The sequence below is a fragment of the Micromonospora sp. NBC_00362 genome, assembly GCF_026342155.1.
Classification (GTDB): domain Bacteria; phylum Actinomycetota; class Actinomycetes; order Mycobacteriales; family Micromonosporaceae; genus Micromonospora; species Micromonospora hortensis.
This window is the reverse complement of sequence record NZ_JAPENH010000001.1, coordinates 5961504-5987301: the sequence shown is the minus strand read 5'-3', so window position 1 is coordinate 5987301 and position 25798 is coordinate 5961504. Positions and strand designations below refer to the sequence as shown.

The following is a 25798-nucleotide window of genomic DNA, read 5'->3' as shown; positions in this document are numbered from 1 at the left end:
TTCCCGCACGAAAGAGCGCCCGGCTCTCGGCCGGGCGCTCTTTCGGGTAGTGCTGTCCTAGCTGTGGTGCTGTGTCGCCAGATGATGCCGGGTCGTTATCGGGTGACGCTGCGGCGGCGACCCACACCGGCCACCAGCGCGACAGCGATCGCGGCCACCACGACCTGGACCAGCAGCTCGGCCCAGTCGATACCGCTCGTCTCGGTCGCGATGCCGATGGCCCGCGCCAGGACGGTGCCCAGCAGCGCGGCGCCGACACCGATCAGCAGGTGCAGCCAGATCGGCATGTTCTGCCGGCCCGGGACGACCAGGCGGCCGAGCGCGCCGACGATGAGACCAACAACGATCGCAGTGATGATGCCCCACACGGTGAGCTCCACGGCCACCCTCCTTCAAAGAATGTCTGACACACGGTGCGTGTGCTTCCTGTCGTGACCGTTAATTGCCCTACCCACCGAAAATCCAAACCGACTTCACTCACCAAACGATCACGACTTGGTCGACAAGAGCAGGTTCCACCGCGGGCCTACCCGCCGGTCGCGGGCACGGGCCGAGCCGATCACCGTGGTCCAGCCGCCGGAGACGTCGAGCGGAACCGGCGACGGCCCTCGCGGCGGGCAGAACGCCGATGGGCGCCCGACCTGTCGGTCGGGCGCCCATCGGAGGTGTCGCGGTGGTACGAGTTGGTGCTGTGGTGTTACCGGGTCACGCGGCGGCGGCCACCCACGCCGGCCACCAGCGCGACAGCGATCGCGGCCACCACTACCTGCACCAGCAGCTCGCCCCAGTCGATACCGCTCGTCTCAGTCGCGATGCCGATGGCCCGCGCCAGGACGGTGCCCAGAAGGGCCGCGCCGATACCGATCAGCATGTGCAGCCAGATCGGCATGTTCTGCCGGCCCGGGACGACCAGGCGGCCGAGCGCGCCGACGATGAGACCAACAACGATCGCAGTGATGATGCCCCACACGGTGAACTCCACGGTCGCCCTCCTTCAAAGAATGTCTGACACACGAGTTGTGTGCTTCCTGTCGTGACGGCTAAATGCCCGACCCACCGAAAGCCCAAACCGACTCACCTCATTCGGCAACGTCAGACGTCGATGTTCCGGAGGTGCGTCGGTTGACGCGCGAGGACGTCCACACAGGTCGGAGCCCATCTCGTCGACCCGTCGGCCCCACAACACAACGGCAGAAAAGTTTTCCGCGACGACGTTCGGGCACGCTGGCGCCGGAGGCACCAGGGCGAGCGAGGCACGCGAGGCGCCCGGAAACGCGACGCGCCCGGGTGCGGGTGGCACCCGGGCGCGTACGGCGGCGCTAACTACTTCTTGCCGGCGGCCTTGCCGTCGCCGGAGTCGGAGGAGAGGGCGGCGATGAAGGCCTCCTGCGGCACCTCGACCCGGCCGACCATCTTCATCCGCTTCTTGCCTTCCTTCTGCTTCTCCAGCAGCTTGCGCTTACGGCTGATGTCGCCGCCGTAGCACTTGGCGAGCACGTCCTTGCGGATCGCCCGGATGGTCTCCCGGGCGATGACCCGGCTGCCGATGGCCGCCTGGATCGGCACCTCGAACTGCTGACGCGGGATCAGGGTGCGCAGCTTGGCGGCGATGGTGACGCCGTAGTTGTACGCCTTGTCCTTGTGCACGATGGCGCTGAACGCGTCCACCGGCTCGCCGTGCAGCAGGATGTCCACCTTCACCAGCTCGGACGCCTGCTCGCCGGAGGGCTCGTAGTCGAGTGAGGCGTAGCCCTTGGTGCGGCTCTTCAACTGGTCGAAGAAGTCGTAGATGATCTCCGCCAGGGGCAGCGTGTAGCGCAGCTCCACCCGGTCGGCGGAGAGGTAGTCCATGCCGAGCAGGGTGCCGCGCCGGCCCTGGCAGAGCTCCATCACCGCGCCCACGTAGTCGTTTGGCGTCAACACTGTGGCCCGGACGACCGGCTCGTACACCTCGGCGATCTTGCCGGTGGGGTACTCGCTCGGGTTGGTCACGACGATCTCCTCACCGTCGTCAGTGATCGCCCGGTAGACGACGTTCGGCGCGGTGGAGATCAGGTCGAGGTTGTACTCGCGCTCCAGCCGCTCCCGGATGATCTCCAGGTGGAGCAGACCGAGGAAGCCGCAACGGAAGCCGAAGCCAAGCGCGCCGGAGGTCTCCGGCTCGTAGTCCAGGGCGGCGTCGTTGAGCTTGAGCTTGTCCAGAGCCTCACGCAGGTTGGGGTAGTCGGACCCGTCGATCGGATAGAGGCCGGAATAGACCATCGGCTTCGGGTCCTTGTAACCACCCAACGCCTCGGCCGCCGGCCGGCTGTTGATGGTGACCGTGTCACCGACCCGGGACTGCCGGACGTCCTTCACACCGGTGATCAGGTAACCGACCTCGCCGACGCCGAGCGCCTCGGCCTTGACCATCTCGGGCGAGATGACGCCGATCTCCAGCAACTCGTGCACCGCACCGGTGGACATCATCTTGATCCGGTCACGGGCGCTGATCCGGCCGTCAATGACCCGGACGTACGTGACGACGCCGCGGTACACGTCGTACACCGAATCGAAGATCATCGCCCGGGCGGGCGCGACAGCGTCACCGACCGGTGGGATGAACTGCCGGACGATCTCGTCGAGCAGGTACGGAACGCCCTCGCCGGTCTTGCCGGAGACCCGGATGCAGTCGGCGGGGTCACCGCCGATGAGGTGAGCGAGCTCCTCGGCGTACTTCTCCGGCTGCGCGGCCGGCAGGTCGATCTTGTTGAGCACCGGGATGATGCGCAGGTCGTTCTCGAGAGCCAGGTAGAGGTTGGCCAGGGTCTGCGCCTCGATGCCCTGCGCGGCGTCGACCAGCAGCACGGCACCCTCGCAGGCAGCCAGCGACCGGGACACCTCGTAGGTGAAGTCCACGTGCCCCGGGGTGTCGATCATGTTGAGCACCGCGTGCTCGCCAGCCCGCTCACCCTCACGGATGGTCCACGGCATGCGAACGGCCTGGCTCTTGATCGTGATGCCACGCTCGCGCTCGATGTCCATCCGGTCCAGGTACTGGGCGCGCATCTGCCGGGGGTCGACCACACCGGTGAGCTGCAACATCCGGTCGGCCAGGGTCGACTTCCCGTGGTCGATGTGGGCGATGATGCCGAAGTTCCGGATGCGACCGGGGTCGGTGGAACCAGGGGCGTTCGCGCCGGGATCGAGCTTCGGTGGCACAGCGGTCCGTTCTGGTCGGCTGACGTGAACAGGCCGGCGCGCCGCCGACCCCCTCTATGTTCCCACGCCGCCGGGGTGCGCCCACTGCGCGGGCGATGGAACGGCCCGAGGACCCCTCACTCCATCGGCGGCTCGACGAAGAGCGCGGCCAGCCGGGGCAGCCGGCGACGCGCCTCGTCCTCGTCGTCGAAGTCCCAGAAGTCGTTGAGATCCGGCGTCCGCACCGGGTCGCGGTCCGCCGGCAACTCGGTGGCGGTGGCCTTGCGGTACGCGTCCCACGGCACCGAGAGCATCTGCTCGGCGGAGAACTCCTCGCCGCTGAGGGAGGCCGCCCGCACCTGGGGCAACTCGGCCAGCGAGTCCGGTTCGGCGACCGCGCGGGCGAAGACGGCCCGACCCTGGGTCATCAGCCAGCCCCGGAAGTGTTCGAAGCCCTCAGCCGAGGCACCACCGTTGATCAGGTACGCCGCGCCCCACAGATCCGCCTTGTGCGAGGCGGCCAGCACCCGCGTCTGGTGCCGCGCGTACCCGATGATGTCCTCGGGGTCGCGCTCGGCGAGCAACGCCACGGCCCGCGCGGCGACCGGGCCGGGCTCACCCCCGCCGCCGGCCCGCGCCTCGTCGATCAGCTGCCAGAAGTCCTCGGTCCTCATGGCTTGGCAGTCTGGCAGTGTCGCCGTGCGTCGCGCACGTACCCCGGGGCAGCATGGTGGGATGTCCCCTCCCCTGCTGCCCCCGGTGCCGTACCACGCGAGTGCCCTGCGCCCGTCGTGGCCGGCGTTACCGGCGGCGCTGCGGGCCGCGATAGCCGAGCGGCTCGGCGCGCCGGTGGTCACCGCCCGGGTCGCGGGCGCGGGCTTCACCCGCGGGTTCGCCGCCGTGCTCGACACCGCCGACGGTGGTCGGGCCTTCGTCAAGGCCGCACCCGCCGCCGAGCAACCACATCTGGTCGACTGGTACGCCCGAGAGGCAGCGATCCTCGACCGGCTGCCGGCCGACCTGCCGGCGCCCCGCCCCCGGTGGACCCTCTCCGCGGCCGGCTGGTTCGTGCTCTGCACCGACGCGGTCGACGGGCACACCCCGCACCTGCCCTGGGTGCCCGCCGAGTTGGACGCCACCCTCGCCGGGTACGCGCGGATCGCCGCCGCCCTGGCCGACCCGCCGGCCGAGCTGACCGCGCTCGGCCTGCCGCACCTGGCCGACCTGGCCCGGTCGGACATCCTCTGGTGGGAGGAGGTCGCCGCCGGTCGGGAACCGACCCCACCACTGCCCGCGCCGCTGGTGGGCCGGCTGCCCGAGCTGGTGGAACTGGAGTCCCTCCTCCCCCGGTACGCCGCCGGCGCGACCGGCCTGATCCACGGCGACCTGCGGGTCGACAACGTGCTGATCGGCCCGGACGGCCGAGCCTGGTTCTGCGACTGGACCTGGGTCTGCTCCGGGCCGGCCTGGTTCGACCTGGCCGGTCTGCTGCTCACCGCGTACGCCAGCGGGCTCGACGCGGACCGGCTCTTCGCCGCGCACCCGGCCACCGCCGGCGCGCCCCCGGACGCGCTGGACGCGACGCTGGCCGCGTTGGCCGGCTACTACCTCACCGGCGCGGCAGCGGCACCGCCGACGGCCTCGCCGCACCTGCCCGCCCACCAGCGGTGGAGCGGCGAGCAGTCGCTCGACTGGCTGGCCCGCCGCCAGGGCTGGCGGTGACGCTGACCGGCCTGAAGCGGCTTGGACTCCCGGTCACGCGTACCGGCCTGCCGCCAGGGCTGGCGGTGGGCCGCCGCCGTGTTCGAGGGCGTAACCTGGTCCCCGACGGGCCGGGTCCGTCGCGCGAAGGCCGAGCCGTTTTGGCTCGTCCCGGGCGACCTGGTAACCTGGCTCTTCGCGCAGCGATGACGCACGTTCGTCATCACGCGCAATAAGCTGACCAACCCGAGCTATCAAGACGAGGCTGTCGCGTGGCGAACATCAAGTCCCAGATCAAGCGCAACCGGCAGAACGAGAAGGCCCGGCTGCGCAACAAGTCGGTCAAGTCGTCGCTGAAGACCGCCGTCCGGAAGTTCCACGAGGCTGCCGAGGCCGGTGACGTCGAGAAGGCGACCGCGCTCATGCTGGACGCCTCGCGCAAGCTGGACAAGGCCGTCAGCAAGGGCGTGATCCACTCCAACCAGGCCGCGAACCGCAAGTCCGCGATCGCGAAGCGCGTGGTGTCGCTCTCCGCCTGACGACTTCACCGTCAGACTGATTCGGAAAACCCCGGGCCCCAGGCCCGGGGTTTCCGTGTGTCCAGAGGCCGGTCGTTCCGTGCGGCCGGCCGTTCCGTGCGGGATGCGGGCAGCGTTTCTCCCGCCGGCCGTCCCTGTGCGTGGGCTCTGACGGGTCGGCGGTCAGTCTGAGGGGTTGGCCCGCCGGGGCGGTGGCACCGGGTCCGCGGTAATCACCACACCGGGAACGCTGTGCGAGATCCACTCCACCCGGGCTCGGCCGACCACCGGTTCCATCTGCCGGCGAAACCGGTCCCGTTCCTGCTCGGGCACGAGCGCGGCGGAGCGGACCACGATCGCGGCCACCATGTCGTTGAGCTTCACCATGGCGGCCACCACGACCGGCAGCACCAACACCGCCCACCAACTGACCAACTCCGCGAGGGCGAGTAGCACCGCCAGGGCGATGGCACCCTCGAAGAAGAGGAAGCACAGCACGCCGCCGGGGTTGACGAACCGCAGGCCGAGGAGCCGGGCGTAGAGCGGCCGGTAACGCTCCTCGTCCACGGGAATGGTGGCCCACGCTGGGCGGTTCGCCCCCGTCACCTGGCGCTGCCCTGCCGGGCCGCCGCGACTGAGAAGACCGCACGCTCCAGGGCGTACGCCCGGTCGTCGGAGCCGCCCTTGACGGCCGCGTTGCACTCGGCGGCGACCTGCATGGCCCGGACCAGGCCCTCCGGTGTCCAGCCCCGCCCCTGCCGCTGCGCCCGCTCGATCTTCCAGGCGGGCATTCCGAGGCTGCTGGCGAGCTGGTACGCGCTACCCCGCCCGGCCGACGCCACCCTGGCCACAGTGCGCACCCCGTCGGCCAGGGCATCGGCGATGGGCACCGGGTCGACCCCGACGTGCAGGGCCCAGCGCAGCGCCTCGAGCGCCGCCGGCACGTCGCCGACCATTGTGGCGTCCGCCACCGTGAAGCCGGTCACCTCGACCCGGCCCCGGTAGTAACGGGAGACCGTTTCGGCGCTGATTCGCCCATCGGTGTCGGCGACCAGTTGGGAGCAGGCGGCGGCCAACTCGCGCAGGTCGTTGCCGACCGCGGCGATGAGCGCCTCGGCGGCGTCGTCGGTGCACTTTCCGCCGGCCCGCCGGATCTCGTCGCGGACGAAGGCCACCCGGTCGCGGTGCCCTTTGAGCTTGGCGGCCGGGACCACCGTCGCGCCGGCCGCCCGCAGACCGTCGGCGAACGCCTTGCCCTTGGCGGCGCCCAGGTGCAGCACCAGCAGTTGGACCTCCGGGTCGGGATTCTTCGCGTACGCCAACAGCGCGGCGACCAGGTCCTTGCGGGCGTCCTGGCCGGAACGCAGGATCAGCAGCCGTCGCCCGCCGAACAGCGAAGGGCTGAGCATCTCGGCGATCTCGCCGACGGTCAGCGCGCTGGCCTGGTACTCGCGGACGTCCACCTCGGGGTCGACACTGCGAACCTTCGCGACAGCTTCGGTGACCGCGCGCGTGGCGAGCAGTTCCTCGTCACCGAGGACGAGCAGAATGGGGGCGAGGCTGGCGGGGGTCACGCCGCCCATATTCGCACGGCCTGCGGCGGGATCGTGCCTGCTCATTCGCTGCTTGATCGGCGCAGCCCGCACACAGCGCAAATCCAGACATCCAACTCAATTCTCCGTTTAATCCACAAGTCGCCCGATTAACCGGAGATCCGTTCTTGATCCAAACGGGGTCAGGGAAACCGCGGTGTCGGACCGCCGCTGATACCCCCGAGGTCAGCAATCCCGAGTCGATCAGCGACCGGACGGTCAGCGCGGGCCAGGCCGCCGGCCCACGACGCCCGGCTGCCGGCCCGCGAGTCAGAGCCGCCGGCCGGGGTCAGAGCCGCCGGCCGGAGTCAGGGCTGGCGGCCCTGGGGTCACGTCTGGGGTCAGGGCTGCCTGCCCGCTGGCACACCTCGCCGGGCTACCGCCAGACCGACGCCCGTTCGGACCGCCGCCACGTCACCATCCGTGTCGGTGCGCAGCACCCGCACCCCGCCTCTGCCCAGTTGGGCGAGCAGCGCCGGACTCGGGTGCCCGTAGGTGTTGCCCGTGCCCACCGGCACGAGCGCCACCGTCGGCCGCACCGCGTCGAGGAAGCCCTGGTCCTGGTACGCCGACCCGTGGTGCGCGACCTTCAACACGTCCGCCCGCAACTGGCCGGGGGCCGCCCGCGCCACCATCGCGTGTTGCTCCTCGGTCTCCGCGTCGCCCGCCAACAGGATCCGCACCCCGGCCACCGTGGCGCGCAGCACCAGCGAGTTGTTGTTCGGATCGGACCTGGTCCCGGCCAGCGGGTACGGCGGGCCGAGCACCAGCAGGTCGACCCCGCCCACCGGGTGGCGAGCGCCGGCCACCGTGGTCAGCAGCGCGGCCCGCCCGCCGGTGGCCGCCGCCCGAACCAGGTCCCGACCGCTCTCCGGGTCGGTGGACGACGGCGTCAGCACGGCACCCACCCGTCGCCCCCGGAACACCCCGGCCACCCCGCCCACGTGGTCCGCGTGGAAGTGACTGATCACCAGCAGGGGCACCTCCCGTACGCCGAGTCGACGTAGGCAACCGTCCACCGCACCCGGTTCCGGCCCGGCGTCCACCACCACGGCCCGGCCGGGGTCGACCGGGAGCACCAGGGCGTCGCCCTGCCCCACCGCGCAGGCCACCACCACCCACCCGGCGGGCGGCCAGCCGGCGGCCACCAGCCGAACCGGCAGGGCACCCAGCACGGCGGCGACCCCCACCACCGCCACCAGCCGGCGTACGAGTGGCCGGCGCACCGCGATCAGCAGCGCGACGGTCAGCCCGGTCAGCAGCAGGGCACCGGGCACGCCGCCCGGCCACGGCAGGGTGCCACCTGGCAGTCGAGCACCCTGTCGGGCGATGACCACCAGCCACCAGGCCGGCCAACTCGCCAGCCACGCGACGAACTCGGCGCCGGCCGGCCAGATCGGCGACACGATGGCCGCCAGCACGCCCAGCACTGTCGCTGGTGCGATGGCCGGCACCGCCAGCAGGTTCGCCGGCACCGCCACCAAACTCACAGTGCCGGAGATCCCGGCGACGACCGGACCGCAGGCAAGTTGGGCAGCCGCCGGCACGGCCAGCGCCTCGGCCAGCCCAGGCGGGACGCCTCGCCGACGCAATCCGTCCCGCCACCGCGGCGCGAGCAGCAGCAGGCCACCGGTGGCCAGCACGGAGAGGGCGAACCCGGGATCCCCGGCCAACTCGGGGTCGACGAGCACCAGCACTGTCACGGCGGCGGCCAGCGCGGGCAGCGCCGCCCGAGGTCGACCGGCGGCGAGCGCGGCGAGCCCGATCGCTCCCATCGTGGCGGCCCGTACGACGCTCGGCGACGGGCGGACCAGGATGACGAACCCCACCAGCGCCACCGCACACAGCGCGGCGGCGAGCCACGGGCCGGCCCGCGACCACCGGGCGAGCAACAACACCGCACCCACCACGATCGCGACGTTGGAGCCGGAGACCGCGTTGAGATGTGTCATCCCGGTGGCCTGGAAGTCCGCCTCGACGGCGGGTGGCAGTCGGCTGGTGTCGCCCACCACCAGACCGGGCAGCAGCCCACCGGGGTCGTCGGGCAGCGGCGCGCAGGCCCGTTGCAGGCCGGTACGCAGCGTCCCGGCGGCGCGCTGCGCCCAGGACGGCGCGCCGTGCCGGTCCGGTGGGCCGTTGGTGCTGAGCACCGCCGCGGTGAGGTCGCCGCCGCGCGGAACGCCGAGCCGGCCGTCGACTGTGAGGCGCTGGCCGGGCAGCAGACCCCGCCACGCCGGATCGGTGGCCAGGACGAGCAGCCGCACGGACGCGTGGATCCGTCGGCCATCCGGGCCGGTGAGCCGGACCAGCTCGGTCGACACCAGCAGCAACCCCGGCCGCCCGGCGCTCCGGATCGGGCGCGGGTCGTCCCGGACGACCAGGTCGGCGGTGATCGGAGCGCGTTGCTCGGCGAGGGCACGGATCGCCGGCGCGTCGCGAACGGCGAGCCGGGCGGCGGTGGCCGCACCACCGCAGACCACACCGAGGCCGACCGCCACGGCCACCCACCCGTAGCGCCGCACCATGGCTCGGGGACGGCCGAGGCGGCCGAGCAGATGCGCAGCACCAATTGCCGTCAGACCGGCGCCCGTGCCGGCCACCAGCAACGTGGCGCGGCTGCCAAGGTGCAGGCCGGCGAGCGCCGTGAGCCAGGCCGCCACGGCGAGCCCAGCCAGTCGCAGATCCGGCGGCTCCGACCGGGCCCCGCCAACCGGTGGCGCGGCCTGAGCCGACCCAGCCGGCGACCCGGACTGAGCCCCGCCGACCGGTGGGACAGCGGTTACGGAGAACCCACTCACACCGTCACCAGGTCCTTGAGCTGCTCGTAACGGGCATCGCCGATCCCGTCGACCTGGCGGAGGTCGCCAACGGACTTGAACCCGCCGTGCTGATCTCGATGGCTGAGGATCCGTTGGGCGAGCACCGGCCCGACCCCGGGCAGCGTGTCGAGCTGCGCCAGCGTCGCGGTGTTGAGGTTCAGCGGCCCGGCGGGAGCCGCACCGCCCGCCTCAGGCCCGGCCGCACCGCCCGGCACCGGCGGTGGCGTCACCCCGACCACGATCAGCTCGCCGTCGGTGACCTTGCGGGCGGGGTTGAGCAGCGCCACGTCGACCCCCGGGAGCGCGCCGCCGGCCGCCTGCACCGCGTCGGCGAGTCGGGACCCGGCCGGCAGGCGCACCAAACCGGGCTTTCGGACCTTGCCCGCGACCGCCACCACCAGCTCGGCCGAGCTGGACACGCTCGGATCACCCGCCGGTGCGGCCGACGCGGCGTCGCTGGCCAGCGGGGCGACCGGCTCCGACTGCGGCCGGGCCTGCCAGGCCCAACCTGCCGCACCCGCTACCACCACCACGGCGACCACCGCCAACGCCCGCACACCGCGCCGCCCGGGGTCGAACGCCGACGGGCCGGCCAACCGCGACTCGGGCGGGACCGCAAGGCCGTCCGGTGCTGGCTCCGCGACCGATGCCGCGAGCTGGGACGGCAACAGGCCACCCGGGGTTGCGTCCACGAACGGCGCACCAAACGGGGGTACGCCCGCCGCCGACGCCTCGGGCCGGGGTAACGGTGCGACAACCGTCTCCGTCAACCGGCGCAGGCGCTGGCGTACCTCTGTCTCCTCGTCGTGCGACACAACGCGACGCTATGACGGCGGCCGAGACGGTGGAGTGCGACGGCACCGCCCTGTGGATGGCCAACCTCACTGTGGACAACTACCTGATCAAGCATCGATTTGCTAAGGGGTCAGCATGTTGGGTCTGGTCTGGTCGGGGCCGGCCCCGGACGCCAGAGGAGGAACCAAGCTGCGTTTCAGGATTGGGGGCGGGCCTGGCGTGGCGAAGGCTCCTAGCCCGGCGGACCGGATATCCGGCGACCGGTCCTTCCCCGCGTGCGCTTCCGCCGCGGCCGAGTGCCAGTCTTGGCAGCAGCGCGTCCAGCAGGTCGACGCCGCCTTGAGCCTGTCGTTCCGTCACCGTTGATCGCGCGTCGGCCGGCGGCCAGCATGCTGAGCACAGCGGTGATGGCAAAGATGCCCAGCCAGAGGGGCCACCCGCTCTCGCTTTCGACGAGTTCTTCCGGCAACCGCGGGTCGACCAGGCCCTGAGGATCACGCACCACAGTGACTCGTTGCCCCACTGCCCCTTCTGGCTTGTCCGAAGCCCCAGTGGGATTCCCTGGCCACCGCCCCAATTCCCCGGGAATACGCTGGTTGTGCTGATCGGCGAGGGTGTAGTGAAGCCGATGAACCTTCCCCGTGTCATCGCGCAGGGAAATGACAGTGGCTACGACCCGCTCGCCGCGATGCGTGAGCACAGCCGACCAGAATCCCTGGGCAACAACGAGCATGAGAAAGGCACTGACCAGCGAAGCGAGGACCAGCAGAATCACGTGCGGTGGCATCCCGGGCGAGGTCACCCGCACGGCCACCGCCAGGGAGACGCACCACAACAAGAGGGCTGGGATGATGGTGTCCTCGGCTCGGATCCAGGTTGTCGCTCCCACGGTCCCGACCGCCTCGGTGACGGTGAACACCACCAGGTACACCCCGGCCAACGGGTTGACCCACCGACGAACACCGGCAGCCCTCATGGGCGCAGCGTAGGTCCGGTAGGCAACGACTCAGGTATTGCGCGCCAGGCCGGAGATGCAGAACTCGGCGAGGACGGCGAAGAGGACCGGCCAGGGCGGGCAGACCGGATACCTCAGGAGTGCTGAAGTCCAGGAGCACCCGGTCACTGTCTCACTGCATCCACTGTCTCAGTGTAGTCACGTTCTCACTATCTCCACTTTGCTGCGTTGCCCGCCTTGTCTCGATCACGCCCAGGCTGGAAACATGATCTCCGCTGAAGTCCAGGAGAGCCGCTCATGCCGACGAGACCACCGCACTACCGCCGCGTGGCGGATGACATCGAGCAGAAGATCCGCTCGGGCGAATACTCGCCTGGCCAACAACTGCCGTCGGTGTCCGAGATCGGCGAGCTGTACAACGTGGCACGCTCCACGGCCTATCGAGCCGTCAAGGAGCTGCACGAGCGAAACCTGATCTACGGTCAGCAGGGCCAGGGTGTCTTCGTCGCCGACAGCTAGAAGGCGAGCGATCTAGGCGGTCAGCGGGCCTCTGGGTCGAGGCCGAGTACGGCCCGTCCGCCGTCCACCGGCAGCGTCACCCCGTTGACGAAGCTCGCCGCGGGCGACAGCAGGTACGCGACCGCCTCGGCCACCTCCTCGGCCCGCCCGATGCGGCCCACCGGGTGCAACCGGGTCAGCTCGGCGTCGATCCACTGGGCCTGGGTGGGATCCTGGGTGGCGAGGAATTCGGCGTGCCGCTCGGTGGCGATCGAGCCGAGCGCCACCGCGTTGGCGCGGATGCCGTGCCGCCCGTACTCGACGGCCAGCGCCCGGGTCAGCCCTTCCACCGCGGCCTTCGCCGTCGCGTACGGCAGGGCACCGGAGACCGGTCGGCGGGCCTGGTGCGACGAGACGTTGACGATCGCGCCGCCGGCGGCGCGGGCCAGGAAGCGGCGGACGGCGACAGCGGCGCCCACCACGGCCGGGCGCAGGTTCAACCCGATCAGGTCCAGCACCGTGTCGGCGGACGCGGTGTGCAGCGTGGCATCGCGGAAGACCGCCGCGTTGTTCACCCAGCCGGTCAGCGGCGCGGCGCGGTCGGCCAGCTCGGCGGCGCGCTCGGCCACCTGCTCGTCGGCGGCGTCGCCGACCACCGCGACGAGCCGATCGGCGGCCGGATGGTCGGCCAACCAGTCGACAGCGTCGGCGTCGCGTTCGAGTACGACGATGGTGGCGCCCGTCGCCAGCAGTCGCTCCACCACGGCCCGGCCGACACCGCGACCGCCTCCGGTCACCACGCACGACGTGAGCACAGCTCAGCCCTCCGGCCGGCGGTGGACGACCACGCAGGCCAGGCCCGGCCCGGCGTGCGCGGCGACCACCGCACCCGCCTCGGAGACGTACGTGTCGTGCAGCCGGTCACCGAACCGCTCAGTCAGCGCGGCGCGCAACGCCTCGGCCCGTTGCGGCGCGGCCAGGTGGTGTACTCCGAGATCCACGTCGTCGCCGTCGGCCGCCTCGACGGCCAGGTCCACGAGACGGGCCACTCCCCGGCTGGCGGTGCGGACCTTCTCCCGCAGCACTATCGCCCCGTCCGGCATGTGCATGATCGGCTTGACGGACAGCGCGGTGCCGACCAACGCCTCGGCCGCGTTGATCCGGCCGCCCCGGCGCAGGAACTCCAACGTGTCGACGTAGAACCAGACGGTGGTGCGGGCGGTGGCAGCGAGCGCCGCGTCGCGTACCGCGGCAAGGTCGGCGCCGGCCTCGGCGGCGGTGGCGGCGGCGATGGCCGGAAAGCCCAGCCCCATGCCCGTCGAGCGGCTGTCCACCACCTCGACCCGGCCGTCCAGGTCGGCGGCGGCGAGCCGGGCGGCCTCCACCGTGCCGGACAGCGCGGCGGAGATGTGCACCGAGACGATCCCGTCGGCGCCGGCGTCAAGCAGTCGGCGGTAGGTCCGGGCGAACTGCTCGGGCGCCGGGCGGGAGGTGGTAGCGCTGACCCGGCGGGCGCTCAGCGCCAGTGTGGCGTCGGCCGGCTGGGTCTCCACCCCCTCCAGCCCTTCCGCGCCGTTGAGCACGACTGTCAACGGCACGACGGTCAGCCGGTGCGCCTGCACCAGCTCGGGTGGAAGGTAGGCGGTGGAGTCGATGACAACCGCGACGGGCATGCCCGGCACGCTAGCCGATCGAGGCCCCGAACGCCGAGGCGCGAGTGCTCAGACCGCGTCGACGGCGACCGGGGCGGTGATCAGGCCGACGTTGTGCGCCCGCAACTGCCACCCGCGGACGTCGTCGTGGCGCAGCTCGGTCCAGTGGCAGTTGGCCAGCGAACCGACGGTGCGCAGCACGGCAGTGTCCCAACCGAGCAGGTGACCGATGCCCTGCCGGGAGCCGCCACCGTGAGTGGCGATCACCACTGTGCCGCCCGGGGCCGCGTCGGCCGCCTCCGCTAGCGCGGCGCCGACCCGCTCCCCGAGGTCGTGCAGGGGCTCCAGATCCGCGCCCGGGTCGGGGTCGCCGGCCCGCCAGCGGGCGTACTCCTCGGGGAAGCGCTCGGCGACCTCGGTGAGGTGCAGACCCTGCCACTGGCCGAAGTGCCGCTCGCGCAGCCGGGCGTCGGTGCGTACCGGTAGACCCGTCAGCGCGGCGAGCGCGGCGGCGGTGTCGGCGGCGCGGCTCAGGTCGCTGGCCACGATGGCGTCGGGCCGCAGCCCCGCGAGCAGCGGGGCGGCGGCGCGGGCCTGGTCGCGGCCAAGCTCGTTGAGGGGTACGTCGGTCTGCCCCTGAACGCGGTTGGCGGCGTTCCAGTCGGTGTTGCCGTGCCGCCAGACGATCAGCCGGGTCATTCGGCGGCGGCGGACCCGCTGGCGTCGGCCTCGACGAGGTCGCGATCGACGAACGGGATGGTGGGGCAGTCCTTCCAGAGGCGGTCGAGCCCGTAGAACTCGCGCTCCTCGGTGTGCTGGACGTGCACCACGATGTCGACGTAGTCGAGCAGCACCCAGCGGCCACCACGCTCGCCCTCGCGCCGCACCGGCTTTGCCTTGTCCGGCAGCTCCAGCAGGCTCTCCTCGATGGCGTCGACGATGGCCAGCACCTGACGCTCGTTGGGGGCAGCGGCGAGCACGAACGCGTCGGTGATGGCGAGCTGGTCGCCGACGTCGATGATCGTGATGTCCTGCGCCTTCTTGTCGGCGGCGGCCTGGGCGGCCGCGATAGCCAGCTCGTGAGCGCGTTCGGAAATCGTCACCGTTCTCCTTCGATCAAGCGTGCGATCCTCCAAGCGTCTCATACCCGGCGGCACCCCGATCGTCCAGTTCTGGTCGGTTAGCGCCACGAACCTGGGCATAACGGGTGCGCTCAGCGCTGATAGAGGCTCCGCTTGGCGATGTACTGCACCACACCGTCGGGCACCAGGTACCAGACCGGCTCGCCTCGGGCGACCCGAGCGCGACAATCGGTCGACGAGATGGACATCGCGGGCACCTGGATCAGACTGACGGTGTCCGCCGGGAGGTGCTTGTCACTCAGCGGGAAACCGGGCCGGGTCACGCCGATGAAATGCGCCAACTCGAAGATCTCGTCCAGGTCCTTCCAGGACAGGATGCGTTGCAGGGCGTCCGCGCCGGTGATGAAGAACAACTGCACCTTCGGGCCGTATTCAGCCTGAAGGTCGCGCAGCGTGTCGACCGTGTAGGTCGGCCCACTACGGTCGATGTCCACCCGGCTGACCTGGAAGCGGGGGTTGGAGGCGGTCGCGATGACGGTCATGAGGTACCGGTCCTCGGCCGGGCTGACCGGCTCGTCGGCCTTCTGCCACGGCTGACCGGTGGGCACGAAGACCACCTCGTCCAGGCCGAACCGGTCCGCGACCTCGCTGGCCGCGACGAGGTGCCCGTGGTGGATCGGGTCGAACGTGCCACCCATGATCCCGATCCGCCGGATATCTTCCTCCACCCGATGATCGTAGGCCGACCGTCGTGGCCGACCGTCCCGGCCCGGCACCGTGATCAACTCGACTTCCTGAAAGTCGGCCCATCTGGGAGACCCGGACACCGCGAGTTCATGAAAACCGAGTCAATCAAGCGAGGGGCGCCGCACGTAGGGGGTCGTAGCCTTCTGACCGTCGGCGTATATTCGTCGGCGAGTAACCGTTGACGAGCGAGGGGGTCATCGTGCCGAAGCGGCGCAAGGTCGGCAACCTGCTGGCGCTGGCCGTGCTGTCCGCGCTGGTCCAGCGGCCGATGCACCCGTACGAGATCGCCACCGCACTGCGTGCCTGGGGCAAGGACCAGGACATGGAGTTCAAGTGGGGGTCCTTCTACACGGTGATCGGCAACCTGGACAAACACCACCTCATCGAGGCGGTGGAGAGCGTGCGCGAGGGCCGACGCCCGGAACGCACCGTCTACCGGATCACCGATGCCGGGCGGGCGGAGCTGGTCGACTGGGCCCGCGAGCTGGTCTCCACCCCGATGGCGGAGCATCCCCGCTTCCGGGCCGGGTTGTCAGTGCTCGCCGCGCTGCACCCGGACGAGGCCACCGGCCTGCTGCGGCAACGACTCGATCTGTTGGAGGCCGCGATCCGCCAGGACCGCGAGACCCTCGACGCGCACCTGCGAGAGATCCCGCGGCTGTTCCTGGTGGAGTCGGAGTACGACCTCGCCATGCGGGACGCGGAGGCCGACTGGCTGCGGGCACTGCTCGCGGAGCTGACCTCGGGGAGCTACCCCGGGTTGAGCACTTGGCGGGCCTTCCACGAGACCGGCGAGATGCCGGCCGAACTGACCGAGTTGGCCGAAAGAACGCACACCTCGAACGCCAACTCCGACACCCCACCCACCCACACCCCGGGGCCCAGCGCCGACAGCGCCGGCTGAAGAGCGGCCCCGGCGAGGTGCGCCAACACCTCACCGGGGCCCTGACCCCGAACCGACGCCTGGGAAGGCACCCGGCCCGAAGCGGCAATCACGAGGATAACCGGGCTCCCTCCCAGGTCCGCGCGCCCGCGCGCCGACCACACCAGGTCCGCGCGCCCGCGCCACCGACCACACCCAGGGAGAGAGCATGACCACGGTACGAACCGCGATCGTCATCGGCGGTGGTATCGCCGGGCCGGTGACAGCGCTCGCGCTGCGCCGCGCCGGCATCACCGCAACCGTCTACGAGGCGTACCCGACCACGGCCAGCGGCATCGGCGGCACCCTCGCCCTCGCGCCCAACGGCGTGGCGGCTCTGCGTACGGTCGGCGCGCACGAGGCGGTGACGGCGATCGCCACACCAATCGACAGCAGCGCTCTGGCCGTCGGCCGCCGCCGCATCGACATGCCCACGCTGACCGGGGTGCCGCCGCTGCACGTGGTGCACCGGGCCGAGCTGTACCAGGTGCTGCACGACCAGGCATTCGCCGAGGGCGTGCCGTTCGCGTACGGCAAGCGGCTGGTCGACGCCGAGCAGACCGGCGACGGCGTGACCGCACGCTTCGAGGACGGCAGCACCGCGACCGCCGACATCCTCGTCGGCGCGGACGGCATCCGCTCCACGGTCCGGGGTCTCATCGACCCGGCCGCGCCCGGTCCCCGGTTCACCGGGCTGCTCGGCTTCGAGGCGGTCGCCCGGCACGAGGTGGACGCCGAGCCGGGCACCATGACGTTCGCGTTCGGCCGACGCGGCTACTACCTGTACTGGCCGGAGCCCGGCGGCGGCACCCGGTGGGGGGCCAACCTGCCGCAGCAGCGACCGATGAGCCTCGTCGAGGCCCGGGCGGTACCGGCGGAGCAGTGGCTGGACACGCTGCGCGCCACCTACGGCGACGACGACCCGGGCCGGGAGTTGGTCGCGACCAGCAACGCCGACGACCTCCAGGTGGTCGGGTCGTTGCAGATCATGCCGCCCGTGCCGCACTGGTATCGGGGCCGGATGGTGCTGGTCGGCGATGCGGCACACGCACCGTCGAACAGTTCGGGACAGGGCGCGTCGTTGGCCATCGAGAGCGCTGTGCAACTCGCCCGCTGCCTGCGCGACCTGCCGGACACCCAGGCGGCGTTCGCCGCGTACGTGCGGCTGCGTCGTACCCGGGTGGAGAAGGTCGCGGCCCGCGCGGCCCGCATCAACCACGCGAAGGCCCCCGGTGCGGTCGCGCGGACGCTGATGCCGTTGTTGATGCCGCTGATGGTGCGCACGGTGCTGGACCCGGAGAAGACCGTCGCCGACGAGCAGCGCTACGTCATCGACTGGGACGCGCCGGTCACGGCGGAGCCCGCCCTGCGCTGAGCGTGGCTGCGGGGTGGCCGGCCAGCCACCCCGCAGCGCGCCGCCCGCGCCGGGCCAACCCGCGCCGGCCGCCCGACGGCGTCAGACCGCGCGGGCAGCGGTCAGGCCGAGGCGGCGGCCACCGCCGTCCGGGCGACCAGCGCGCGACGCAGGTCGTCGTCGGCGTCGGTCACCACCCGGCGCAGGCCGGGGGTCAGGTCGTCGCGGGCCAGCAGCGCCGCGGCGGCCTCCCGGGTGGGCTGCGCCACGGCGTAGCGGGGGAACGCCAGGGCGGCCACCCGGTCAGCCGTCCAGGGGGTACGCCGCTGCGCGGCGGCCGGCATCTCCGCGAAGTACCGATCGACGTACGCGGCGGTCAGGTCGGCCTGCTCGGGTTGCCAGAACCCCTCGGCGATCGCCTCCAGCAGCCGACCGGACAGCTCGGAGTCCCGCAGGATGATCTCCCAGGTCGCCTGCTTCGTCACCGGGTCGGGCAGCGCCGCCCGACAGTGGGCGGCCCGTTCCGCGCCCGTGGAGCTGTTGTCGGCGGCGGCCTCGATGGCGATCTCCGCCTCGCCGGCGGCCCCCAGCACCACCAGGCGGCGCAGCACCGCCCAGCGCAGCTCCGCGTCGACCTTCAGACCGGCCGGCACGTCCCGGCCGGCGAGCCAACCGACGAGCAGATCCGCGTCGGTGGTCGCGGCGATCCAACCCCGTGCGGCGGCGAGCTGCAACGACTCCCCGGCCGGCGCGCCGTCGAGCAACTGCTGGCATGCCCCGGCGACCCTGGCCAGCGCCGTGGAGCGGGTCAGCGGGTCGAGGTAGCGGTCGACCAAGGACCGGCTGAGTGTCAACACGTCCTCCGCGATGATCACCTCGGTCTCGGCGGGCAGCGCGGCGGCCATCAGGTCGACCAGGCCGGTGACCGGGCGCTCGCCGTCGGTCACCGCGTCCAGTGCCTCGCGCCAGAGCACCGCTCGCGCCAGCGGGTCGGTCAGACCGGGCAGCATCTGCGGGACGGCGTCCACCGACGCCGGGTCGAGGCGTACCTTCGCGAAGGTGAGGTCACCGTCGTTGAGCAGCAACAATCGGGCCGCCGACTCGCCGGTCAACGCACCGAGCACGGTGCGGCCTCCGTCGGCGTTCGGGTCGATGTCCACCTCGTCCCGCCGCCCGATGCCGTCAGTCGAGTAGCGGCCCACGCCGATCCGGTGTGGGCGCAGCACCGGGTGAGACTCGGGCGCGGTCTGCACCACTGCCACCTCGGTGTAGCGACCGTCGGCGTCGACGGCGACCTCGGCACGCAGCGTGTTGACCTGCGGGCGGCGCAACCACAGCTCGGCCCAGTCGGACAGGTCCCGCCCGCTGCTGGCGGAGAGGCTCGCCAACAGGTCGGCGAGGGTGGCGTTGCCGAAGCGGTGTGCGGCGAAGTGCGCGTTCAGGCCGGCGAGAAAGGCCTCGTCGCCGAGCCACGCGACAAGCTGCCGCAGCACGCTGGCGCCCTTGGCGTACGAGATGCCGTCGAAGTTGAGCAGGCCCGCCTCGGCGTCGACGACCTCCTGTGGGGCGATCGGGTGGGTGGAGGGCCGCTGGTCGGCGGCGTAGCCCCAGGCCTTGCGCCGCATGGCGAAGGTGGTCCAGGCCTGGTCGAAGCGGGTCGCCTCGGCGGTGACCCGGGTGCCAAGGTACTCGGCGAAGGACTCGTTCAACCACAGGTCGTCCCACCAGCGCATGGTGACCAGGTCACCGAACCACATGTGGGCCATCTCGTGGGCGATGGTGCCCGCCCGCTGCTCGCGCTGGGTGTCGGTGACCGCCGAACGGAACACGTAGTCATCGCGGAAGGTGACCAGGCCCGGGTTCTCCATCGCGCCGGCGTTGAACTCGGGCACGAACGCCTGGTCGTACTTGCCGAACGGGTAGCGTTCGGTGAAGAGCTGGTGGAACCGGTCCAGGCACTGCCGGGTGATGGTGAAGATCTCCTCGGCGTCGGCGTCGAGGTGATCGGCGAGCGACCGGCGGCAGTAGATGCCCAGCGGTATGCCGTCGTGCTCGGCCCGCCGGACGTGGTACGGCCCGGCGATCAGCGAGAAGAAGTATGTGGCCAGGGGCTCGCTCGGGGCGAACTCCCAGCGCCCGGGGGCCGGGTTGGCGGCCAGCTCGGCGTTGCCGGCGACGACCCACTGCGGCGGCGCGGTGACCGAGAGGGTGAAGGGGGCCTTGAGGTCGGGCTGGTCGAAGGCGGCGAAGATGCGCGGCGCGTTGTCGAGGAAGGACTCGGCGTAGAGGTAGGTCTCGCCGTCGGCCGGGTCGACGAAGCGGTGCATCCCCTCCCCCGTCTTGGAGTACGCCATCTCGGCCTCGACGACGAGCGTGTTCTCCTCGGCCAGGTCGTCGAGCGGCAGCCGGTTGTCGGTGAGCAGTGCGGGGTCCAGGTCGCGGTCGTTGAGGCGTACGCCACGCAGTTTGGCGGGCGTGACCTCGACGAAGGTCGCGGCGCCGGCGGTGGCCCGGAACCGGATCTCGGCGCGGGAGCGGAACAGATCACCGTCACCGGTCAGGTCGAGGTCCACCTGATAGGACTCGACAGTAATCGCCGCGCCACGCGCGGTCGCCTCTACACGGGTCAGGCTCGGCATCCGCTTATCCTGCCCGATGGGGATCGGCACCCGGTCACCACACGACCCTCGGCACTGGAGGAAAGAACCATGGCGCAGCACCCCAAGGGCGACTTCGACCTCTCTCGGGCGGTCTGGCAGCGGGCCGAGGGGGACACCTCCGACAGCGCCGTCGAGGTCGCCTTCGTCGACGACCTGATCGGGATGCGCAACTCGGCCGAGCCGAACGGCCCGGTGCTGGTCTTCACCCAGGCCGAGTGGGATGCCTTCGTGGCCGGCGCGCAGGACGGCGAGTTCGACCTGGACTGACAGTGCCCGCCGACCCGTCGGTGGTGGATCGCCGTGCCGGTGCCCGTGGTCGGGACACCGGCACGGCCACGCTGGCGGGTCGGCCGGCACACCCCCGGATCGGCAATCCGGGGCTGGGGGTCAGCCATCGCCGGGGCCGTCGCCGTCGCCCCAGCCGAGGCCACCCGGGCCCGGGGCGTGGTGGAAGCCCGGATGGTCGGCCACGTCGACGCAAAGTTCGCCGTCCGGGCCGACAGCGCCGCAGAACAGCCGCTCGGCCCGCTGCCAGGCGTCCGCCGGTGACAGGGCCGCCGCACCGAGTGCCACCTCCGAGCGGAGCAGGCTCAGTGCCTCCGCGTACGCCACGGCCAGCTCGCGGGCTTCGGCCGGGCCGGGCGCGGTGAAGCCCAGGTGCACTGTGAAGAACCGGTGCGGCCGGGTGGGCCGCCGCGGCGGCCCGATCAGTGACCGCCCGTCGCGGCCTGCGCCGAGTGCCCCGGCCGCTCGCCGCTGCCGCCAGTGCGGCGATCTGTTGTCGCGCATTCGCCCTCCCCGTGCTCGTCCCACCAGCAGCAAACCAGGTTCCGCCGCCCCTGGGAGGGGCCAGCCGGGCGGGGTTCAGCGGCGTGGACGGGGGTAAGCGCACCGGTAAACGGCGACCAGCCGCACCTGCGCGTAAGGAGACCCGATGGCGACCATGCCGGCCGACCGCAGCCCGGACAGCACCCTCGCGCTGCTCCGCGCCGGTTACCGGTTCATCGGCGAGCGCTGCGAGCGGTACGGCAGCGACGTCTTCAAGACCCGGATCCTGCTCGCCCCGACCATCTGCCTGCGCGGCCGGCCGGCGGCGGAACTGTTCTACGACAACGACCGCTTCCAACGCGCCACAGCGATGCCGCTGCGCGTGCAGCGAACCCTGACCGGGCGGGGCGGGGTGCAGGGACTGGACGGGCCGGAGCACTCCGACCGCAAGGCCATGTTCATGTCGATCATGACACCGGCGGCGATCCAACGGCTCGGTCAGCTCTTCGACGACGAGTGGCGGACCCGGGTCGCCGCGTGGGAGGGCGCCGGCCCGGTGTCGCTCTATGACGAGCTGGGCCGAATGCTGACCCGGGTGGTCTGCGCCTGGGCCGGGGTGCCGCTGCCCGCGTCGCAGGTCGAGCGCCGCGCCGTCGAGCTGCACGCCATGATCGAGGCGCCGGCCGTGCTGGGACCCCGGCACTGGCGGGGACGGCTGTCCCGGTACCGCGCCGAACGCTGGCTCGCCGACCTCATCGAACGGACCCGGGTCGGTTTCGCTCCGGCACCGGCCGGTAGCGCCCTCGCCGTGATCGCCGAACACCGGGACGGGCTCGGCACCCTCCTCCCCGGGCGGATCGCGGCTGTGGAGTTGCTCAACGTGCTGCGCCCGGTGGTCGCCGTCGATCAGTACATGACCTTCGCCGCGCTCGCCCTGCACGACCATCCGGCCTGGCGGGAACGGGTCCGTGACGACGACGAGGCCACCGAGCACTTCGTCCAGGAGGTTCGCCGCTACTACCCGTTCTTTCCGATCGCTGCGGCCCGGGTCCGGCGGTCGTTCGACTGGCAGGGCCACCACTTTCCGCGCGGCCGGCGGGTGCTGCTCGACCTGTACGGCACCAACCACCACCCGACGCTCTGGCCGCAACCGGAGCTGTTCCGCCCGGAGCGGTTCGCCGACCGCCGGGTGGACCCGTTCGAGTTGATCCCGCAGGGCGGCGGCGACCACTGGGCCGGGCACCGCTGCGCCGGTGAGTGGATCACCATCGACCTGATGAAGCGGGCGGTCACCAACCTCGTCACCACCATGCGCTACGACGTTCCCGTCCAGAACCTGGCCCTGGATCTGCACCGGATGCCAGCGCTGCCGCCCGTCGGGCTGACCATCACCAACGTGCGCCGCGCCGGCTGACCCCGCCCCGTCGATCCCAGCGACCGGCGGGGCGGGTACGCCCAACCGTCAGGGATGCAGGACGCTGCGCAGACAGCCGTCCTCCTTCTTCTCGAACAGTTCGTACCCCTGGGCGCCCTGCTCCAACGAGAGCGGGTGGGTGGCCAGATAGCCGGGGTCGATCTCGCCGGCGGCCAGCCGGTCGAGCAACATCGGGATGTAGCGCTGCGCGTGCATCTGCCCCATCCGCAGCACCAGGGCCTTGTTCATTGCCGCGCCGAGCGGAAACTTGTCGACCAGACCGGCGTATACACCGACGATGCTCACCGTGCCGCCCTTGCGGCACGCCATGATCGCCTGGCGGACCGAGGTCGGGCGGTCGGTCTGCAACCGCGCCGCCTGCTTCACCCGGTCGTACGCGTAGGCCGGTCCGACGTCGTGCGACTCCATCCCGACGGCCTCGATGCAGGCGTCCGGCCCGCGCCCGGCGGTCAGCTCACGCAGCGCCTCCAGCACGTCGGTCTCCGCGTAGTTGATCGTCTCGACCCCGATCCGTTCGGTGGCGGTCTTGAGCCGATCCGGGAATCGGTCGATCATGATGACCCGCTCGGCGCCCAGGAGTTGCGCCGAACGGGCAGCCATCTGACCGACTCCACCGGCACCCCAGACGGCAACCACCTCGCCGCCGGTGAGCCCGCAGAAGTCCGCCGCCATCCACCCGGTGGGCATCGCGTCGGAGGCGAACACCACCGAATCGTCCGGCACCCCGTCGGGTACGGCGAAGGCGCCGATGTCGCCGAACGGCACCCGGATGTACTCGGCGTGTGATCCGGCGTAACCGCCGGCGGCATGCGAGTAGCCCAGGATGCCGGCCGGCGAGTGCCCCCACAGCTTCTCGGTGAACACCGGTTGCGGATTGGAGTTGTCGCAGAGCGAGTACTGCTCGGTCCGGCAGTACCAGCAGCCACCGCAGGCGACCACCGACCCCACCACCACCCGGTCGCCGACCCGGTGCCGCCGTACGCCGGGCCCGGTCTCCACCACCTCGCCCATGAACTCGTGGCCGAGGATGTCCCCCTCCCGCATCGCCGGCAGGTACCCGTTGATCAGGTGCAGGTCGGAGCCGCAGACGCTGCTGGCCCGGACGCGGACGATGATGTCCCCCTCGGCGCGGATCTGGGGCTCCGGCACGTCCCGGACCGCCAGCTTGCCGACGCCTTCCCAGCAGAGCGCCCTCACGCCCGTCCTCCCGTCATCAACTTCTCCCGCACCGTGTCGGTCGCCTTCTCCTGGGCGGGGCTCCGGCCGGACGGGTCGTCCCGGGTGTCCACCACCTGGCCACACTCGATGAGCGCCTTCACCCGCCGCAGCGCGTCCCGCAACGCCAGGTCCGGCTCGTCACCGCCGACCAGGCCGGCCAACCGCCGCACCGGACCGGAGCGGTAGCGCAACTCGGCCCGGATCTCCGTGCCCCGGCCCTGGGGGGCTTCGGTCAGCTCGATCCGTCCCATCTGCGGCACCGGCCCGTCCTCGACCCGCCACCGCAGGGTGCCCGCCCCCTCGACGGTGACCTCGGCCTGCCACTGCGTGTCCCCGCCGGCCCGGTCGCGGGCCACGCACCGCCAACGCCGCTCGTCGAGCTGCTGCAACGTGGCCCACCCGGCCAGCGCGCGGTCCAGCCGTTCGCGGTCGGTCCAGAAACCGATCACCTCGTCCCGGGACCGGTCCACTGTCACCCCGCGACGCACCACGTACCAACCGTCCTGCCGCTCGGGCTGATGCCGATGCCGACGGCGGGCCACCGCCCGTCCCACGCCGACCGCCGTCGCCGCGGTGACACCGAGCAGCGCCCACCTGGTTCCGTTGTTGGTCATCACGTCTCTCTCCTCCACCCGGACAACCGGGCATGGACAGCTCTTAGGCAGCGCTACCCGGCGTCCGCCAGTCGAAACGACCCGCTGTTTGATCGACGGAAATGCGGGCAGATGCTGCTGGACACCGACCGCGACCCTGGCCGCCACGGAGTTGCCATGTCCTCGTTCAGCCCTACTGAAGACGCCACCCGCCGGTGGGAGGTCGAGCGCGAGGGCGCCGGCACGTCGCCGGTCCGCCTACCGATGACGTACGTGCTGCCGCTGCGCTGGCACACCGACACCGGCCTGACCGAGCTGACCGACTACCTGCGCTGGCTGGGTCACCGGGTGGAGGTGCTCGTGGTCGACGGCTCACCTCCGCACCTCTTCGCCCGGCACGCCGAGGCGTGGCGAGGGCTGGTCCGGCACCTTTCACCGGCTCCGAGCGAGCGTGGGCTCAACGGCAAGGTGCTCGGCGTTCACACCGGCGTCCGCGCGGCCGGCCACGAGCACGTGGTGATCGCCGACGACGACGTCCGGTACGACGAGTCCGCGCTGAGCGCGGTAGACCGGCTGCTGGGCCGGGCCGACCTGGTGCGACCGCAGAACTACTTCGACCCGCTGCCCTGGCACGCCTGGTGGGACACCGGCCGCACGCTGCTCAACCGGGCGCTCGGGGCGGACTACCCGGGCACCCTTGCCGTGCGGCGCAGCACCTTCCTCGCGATGGGCGGCTACGACCCGGACGTGCTCTTCGAGAACCTGGAGCTGATCCGCACTGTGCGCGGGTACGGCGGCACCGAGGCCGCTCCGGCCTGGCTGTACGTTCGCCGACTGCCTCCGGACGCCGCGCATTTCCGTGGTCAACGGGTCCGTCAGGCGTACGACGATCTGGCTCAGCCGGCTCGTCTGCTGACCGCGCTCGCGGTGCTGCCGGCCCTGGCGGCGGCGGTCGCGTCGCGCCGCCCCAGGCTGCTGCTCGGCGCGGCGGCCGGTGTCGTCGCCCTGGCCGAGACTGGTCGCCGCCGCGCCGGGGGCACCCGGGTGTTCCCGCCGGCCACGGCGCTGGCCGCCCCACTCTGGCTGCTGGAACGCGGGCTGTGCGGCTGGCTGGCGGTCGCCCAACGTCTCCTGCTGGGCGGCGTCCGCTACGGCGACACCCGCATCCGCCGAGCTGCCAACCCCGCCCCGCGCAACCCACGCCTCCCCGCGATCTTGCACTTTCGGTCGGGACAAAACCGCCGGTAGCCCCACAGAACTCCGGCCGAAATCGCAAGATCGGCGCTGAGCCGAACGCGACAGCTCGCGG

The 25798-nt window shown here is 71.7% G+C and carries 25 protein-coding genes and 1 pseudogene; 8 read left to right on the top strand and 18 right to left on the bottom strand.

What is annotated here, in order from left to right; translation table 11 throughout:
• Nucleotides 1-95 precede the first annotated feature (95 nt).
• The 4 genes from OG992_RS27650 to OG992_RS27635 form a co-directional block, all read right to left on the bottom strand.
• Nucleotides 96-380, bottom strand: a complete 285-nt coding sequence (locus OG992_RS27650) for a GlsB/YeaQ/YmgE family stress response membrane protein (protein ID WP_091410004.1) — start codon at nt 378-380, stop codon at nt 96-98.
• 317 nt (nt 381-697) lie between these two features.
• On the bottom strand, nt 698-982 hold the full coding sequence (locus tag OG992_RS27645) for a GlsB/YeaQ/YmgE family stress response membrane protein (protein ID WP_091409827.1): 285 nt from the start codon (nt 980-982) through the stop codon (nt 698-700).
• A 341-nt stretch (nt 983-1323) separates the two neighbouring features.
• The gene (gene lepA / locus OG992_RS27640) at nt 1324-3201 is read right to left on the bottom strand and encodes a translation elongation factor 4 (protein ID WP_266304652.1); all 1878 of its coding nucleotides are present in this window, start codon (nt 3199-3201) and stop codon (nt 1324-1326) included.
• Nucleotides 3202-3317: 116 nt separating this feature from the next.
• Nucleotides 3318-3854, bottom strand: a complete 537-nt coding sequence (locus OG992_RS27635; RefSeq protein ID WP_266304651.1) for a DUF4240 domain-containing protein — start codon at nt 3852-3854, stop codon at nt 3318-3320.
• Nucleotides 3855-3915: 61 nt separating this feature from the next.
• On the opposite strand from OG992_RS27635, the gene OG992_RS27630 reads away from it, so the two are divergent.
• Complete coding sequence (locus OG992_RS27630; protein ID WP_266304650.1) at nt 3916-4902, top strand: phosphotransferase; 987 nt, start codon at nt 3916-3918, stop codon at nt 4900-4902.
• A gap of 251 nt (nt 4903-5153) precedes the next feature.
• Nucleotides 5154-5420, top strand: a complete 267-nt coding sequence (rpsT, locus tag OG992_RS27625) for a 30S ribosomal protein S20 (protein WP_030491765.1) — start codon at nt 5154-5156, stop codon at nt 5418-5420.
• Between the two features lie 162 nt (nt 5421-5582).
• Here rpsT and OG992_RS27620 read toward each other — a convergent pair whose 3' ends face one another.
• The 5 genes and pseudogenes from OG992_RS27620 to OG992_RS27600 all read right to left on the bottom strand — a co-directional run bounded on the left by OG992_RS27620 (nt 5583) and on the right by OG992_RS27600 (nt 11581).
• Complete coding sequence (locus OG992_RS27620; RefSeq protein ID WP_124856751.1) at nt 5583-6005, bottom strand: hypothetical protein; 423 nt, start codon at nt 6003-6005, stop codon at nt 5583-5585.
• Nucleotides 6002-6982, bottom strand: coding sequence for a DNA polymerase III subunit delta (holA, locus tag OG992_RS27615; protein ID WP_266304649.1), 981 nt, complete (start codon nt 6980-6982; stop codon nt 6002-6004). The genes OG992_RS27620 and holA overlap by 4 nt, the downstream gene beginning before the upstream one ends.
• A gap of 350 nt (nt 6983-7332) precedes the next feature.
• Nucleotides 7333-9717 (bottom strand): annotated as a pseudogene (locus tag OG992_RS27610) (ComEC/Rec2 family competence protein); the annotation flags it as partial.
• A 68-nt stretch (nt 9718-9785) separates the two neighbouring features.
• Complete coding sequence (locus OG992_RS27605; protein WP_266304648.1) at nt 9786-10625, bottom strand: ComEA family DNA-binding protein; 840 nt, start codon at nt 10623-10625, stop codon at nt 9786-9788.
• 212 nt (nt 10626-10837) lie between these two features.
• Nucleotides 10838-11581, bottom strand: coding sequence for a DUF3592 domain-containing protein (locus OG992_RS27600; protein ID WP_266304647.1), 744 nt, complete (start codon nt 11579-11581; stop codon nt 10838-10840).
• Between the two features lie 276 nt (nt 11582-11857).
• On the opposite strand from OG992_RS27600, the gene OG992_RS27595 reads away from it, so the two are divergent.
• Nucleotides 11858-12079: a GntR family transcriptional regulator gene (locus OG992_RS27595; protein WP_091409860.1), complete on the top strand. Its 222-nt coding sequence runs from the start codon at nt 11858-11860 to the stop codon at nt 12077-12079.
• Between the two features lie 20 nt (nt 12080-12099).
• On the opposite strand, the gene OG992_RS27590 is transcribed toward OG992_RS27595, so the two are convergent.
• The 5 genes from OG992_RS27590 to nadD form a co-directional block, all read right to left on the bottom strand.
• Nucleotides 12100-12855, bottom strand: a complete 756-nt coding sequence (locus tag OG992_RS27590; protein ID WP_266304646.1) for an SDR family NAD(P)-dependent oxidoreductase — start codon at nt 12853-12855, stop codon at nt 12100-12102.
• A 21-nt stretch (nt 12856-12876) separates the two neighbouring features.
• Nucleotides 12877-13731 (bottom strand): DegV family protein, encoded by an 855-nt coding sequence (locus tag OG992_RS27585; RefSeq protein ID WP_266304645.1) that lies wholly within the window; start codon nt 13729-13731, stop codon nt 12877-12879.
• Between the two features lie 48 nt (nt 13732-13779).
• Nucleotides 13780-14409: a histidine phosphatase family protein gene (locus tag OG992_RS27580; protein WP_266304644.1), complete on the bottom strand. Its 630-nt coding sequence runs from the start codon at nt 14407-14409 to the stop codon at nt 13780-13782.
• On the bottom strand, nt 14406-14813 hold the full coding sequence (gene rsfS / locus OG992_RS27575; RefSeq protein WP_210785344.1) for a ribosome silencing factor: 408 nt from the start codon (nt 14811-14813) through the stop codon (nt 14406-14408). The genes OG992_RS27580 and rsfS overlap by 4 nt, the downstream gene beginning before the upstream one ends.
• A gap of 110 nt (nt 14814-14923) precedes the next feature.
• Complete coding sequence (gene nadD / locus OG992_RS27570) at nt 14924-15520, bottom strand: nicotinate-nucleotide adenylyltransferase (protein ID WP_030336528.1); 597 nt, start codon at nt 15518-15520, stop codon at nt 14924-14926.
• A gap of 197 nt (nt 15521-15717) precedes the next feature.
• Here nadD and OG992_RS27565 point away from each other — a divergent pair, with 197 nt between their 5' ends.
• Nucleotides 15718-16443 (top strand): PadR family transcriptional regulator, encoded by a 726-nt coding sequence (locus OG992_RS27565; protein ID WP_266304643.1) that lies wholly within the window; start codon nt 15718-15720, stop codon nt 16441-16443.
• Nucleotides 16444-16630: 187 nt separating this feature from the next.
• Nucleotides 16631-17836 carry an NAD(P)/FAD-dependent oxidoreductase gene (locus OG992_RS27560; RefSeq protein WP_266304642.1) on the top strand — a complete coding sequence of 402 codons (1206 nt, stop codon included), beginning with the start codon at nt 16631-16633 and terminating at the stop codon, nt 17834-17836.
• Nucleotides 17837-17937: 101 nt separating this feature from the next.
• On the opposite strand, the gene pepN is transcribed toward OG992_RS27560, so the two are convergent.
• Nucleotides 17938-20454 (bottom strand): aminopeptidase N, encoded by a 2517-nt coding sequence (gene pepN, locus OG992_RS27555; RefSeq protein WP_266304641.1) that lies wholly within the window; start codon nt 20452-20454, stop codon nt 17938-17940.
• A 69-nt stretch (nt 20455-20523) separates the two neighbouring features.
• Between pepN and OG992_RS27550 the strand changes: the two genes are divergently transcribed.
• Nucleotides 20524-20742 carry a DUF397 domain-containing protein gene (locus tag OG992_RS27550; RefSeq protein WP_124817462.1) on the top strand — a complete coding sequence of 73 codons (219 nt, stop codon included), beginning with the start codon at nt 20524-20526 and terminating at the stop codon, nt 20740-20742.
• A 120-nt stretch (nt 20743-20862) separates the two neighbouring features.
• Here OG992_RS27550 and OG992_RS27545 read toward each other — a convergent pair whose 3' ends face one another.
• Entirely contained in the window at nt 20863-21264 is a 402-nt protein-coding gene (locus tag OG992_RS27545) for a hypothetical protein (protein WP_238685108.1), read from the bottom strand.
• Nucleotides 21265-21409: 145 nt separating this feature from the next.
• Between OG992_RS27545 and OG992_RS27540 the strand changes: the two genes are divergently transcribed.
• Complete coding sequence (locus OG992_RS27540; RefSeq protein WP_266304640.1) at nt 21410-22657, top strand: cytochrome P450; 1248 nt, start codon at nt 21410-21412, stop codon at nt 22655-22657.
• 48 nt (nt 22658-22705) lie between these two features.
• Here OG992_RS27540 and OG992_RS27535 read toward each other — a convergent pair whose 3' ends face one another.
• Nucleotides 22706-23875: a zinc-dependent alcohol dehydrogenase gene (locus tag OG992_RS27535; RefSeq protein WP_266304639.1), complete on the bottom strand. Its 1170-nt coding sequence runs from the start codon at nt 23873-23875 to the stop codon at nt 22706-22708.
• Nucleotides 23872-24510: a cyclase gene (locus OG992_RS27530; protein ID WP_266304638.1), complete on the bottom strand. Its 639-nt coding sequence runs from the start codon at nt 24508-24510 to the stop codon at nt 23872-23874. The genes OG992_RS27535 and OG992_RS27530 overlap by 4 nt, the downstream gene beginning before the upstream one ends.
• Before the next feature lie 156 nt (nt 24511-24666).
• Between OG992_RS27530 and OG992_RS27525 the strand changes: the two genes are divergently transcribed.
• Nucleotides 24667-25737: a glycosyltransferase family 2 protein gene (locus OG992_RS27525; protein ID WP_266304637.1), complete on the top strand. Its 1071-nt coding sequence runs from the start codon at nt 24667-24669 to the stop codon at nt 25735-25737.
• The last annotated feature ends 61 nt before the right edge of the window (nt 25738-25798 follow it).

Excerpts from the sequence above, each read along its gene's own strand:
- OG992_RS27560 (WP_266304642.1), top strand. The coding sequence starts at position 16,631 with ATGACCACGGTACGAACCGCGATCGTCATCGGCGGTGGTATCGCCGGG.
- OG992_RS27595 (WP_091409860.1), top strand. The coding sequence starts at position 11,858 with ATGCCGACGAGACCACCGCACTACCGCCGCGTGGCGGATGACATCGAG.
- OG992_RS27635 (WP_266304651.1), bottom strand. The coding sequence starts at position 3,854 with ATGAGGACCGAGGACTTCTGGCAGCTGATCGACGAGGCGCGGGCCGGC.
- pepN (WP_266304641.1), bottom strand. The coding sequence starts at position 20,454 with ATGCCGAGCCTGACCCGTGTAGAGGCGACCGCGCGTGGCGCGGCGATT.
- OG992_RS27600 (WP_266304647.1), bottom strand. The coding sequence starts at position 11,581 with ATGAGGGCTGCCGGTGTTCGTCGGTGGGTCAACCCGTTGGCCGGGGTG.
- OG992_RS27550 (WP_124817462.1), top strand. The coding sequence starts at position 20,524 with ATGGCGCAGCACCCCAAGGGCGACTTCGACCTCTCTCGGGCGGTCTGG.
- OG992_RS27525 (WP_266304637.1), top strand. The coding sequence starts at position 24,667 with ATGTCCTCGTTCAGCCCTACTGAAGACGCCACCCGCCGGTGGGAGGTC.
- OG992_RS27540 (WP_266304640.1), top strand. The coding sequence starts at position 21,410 with ATGGCGACCATGCCGGCCGACCGCAGCCCGGACAGCACCCTCGCGCTG.
- holA (WP_266304649.1), bottom strand. The coding sequence starts at position 6,982 with ATGGGCGGCGTGACCCCCGCCAGCCTCGCCCCCATTCTGCTCGTCCTC.
- OG992_RS27630 (WP_266304650.1), top strand. The coding sequence starts at position 3,916 with ATGTCCCCTCCCCTGCTGCCCCCGGTGCCGTACCACGCGAGTGCCCTG.
- OG992_RS27585 (WP_266304645.1), bottom strand. The coding sequence starts at position 13,731 with ATGCCCGTCGCGGTTGTCATCGACTCCACCGCCTACCTTCCACCCGAG.
- OG992_RS27580 (WP_266304644.1), bottom strand. The coding sequence starts at position 14,409 with ATGACCCGGCTGATCGTCTGGCGGCACGGCAACACCGACTGGAACGCC.
- OG992_RS27545 (WP_238685108.1), bottom strand. The coding sequence starts at position 21,264 with ATGCGCGACAACAGATCGCCGCACTGGCGGCAGCGGCGAGCGGCCGGG.
- OG992_RS27530 (WP_266304638.1), bottom strand. The coding sequence starts at position 24,510 with ATGACCAACAACGGAACCAGGTGGGCGCTGCTCGGTGTCACCGCGGCG.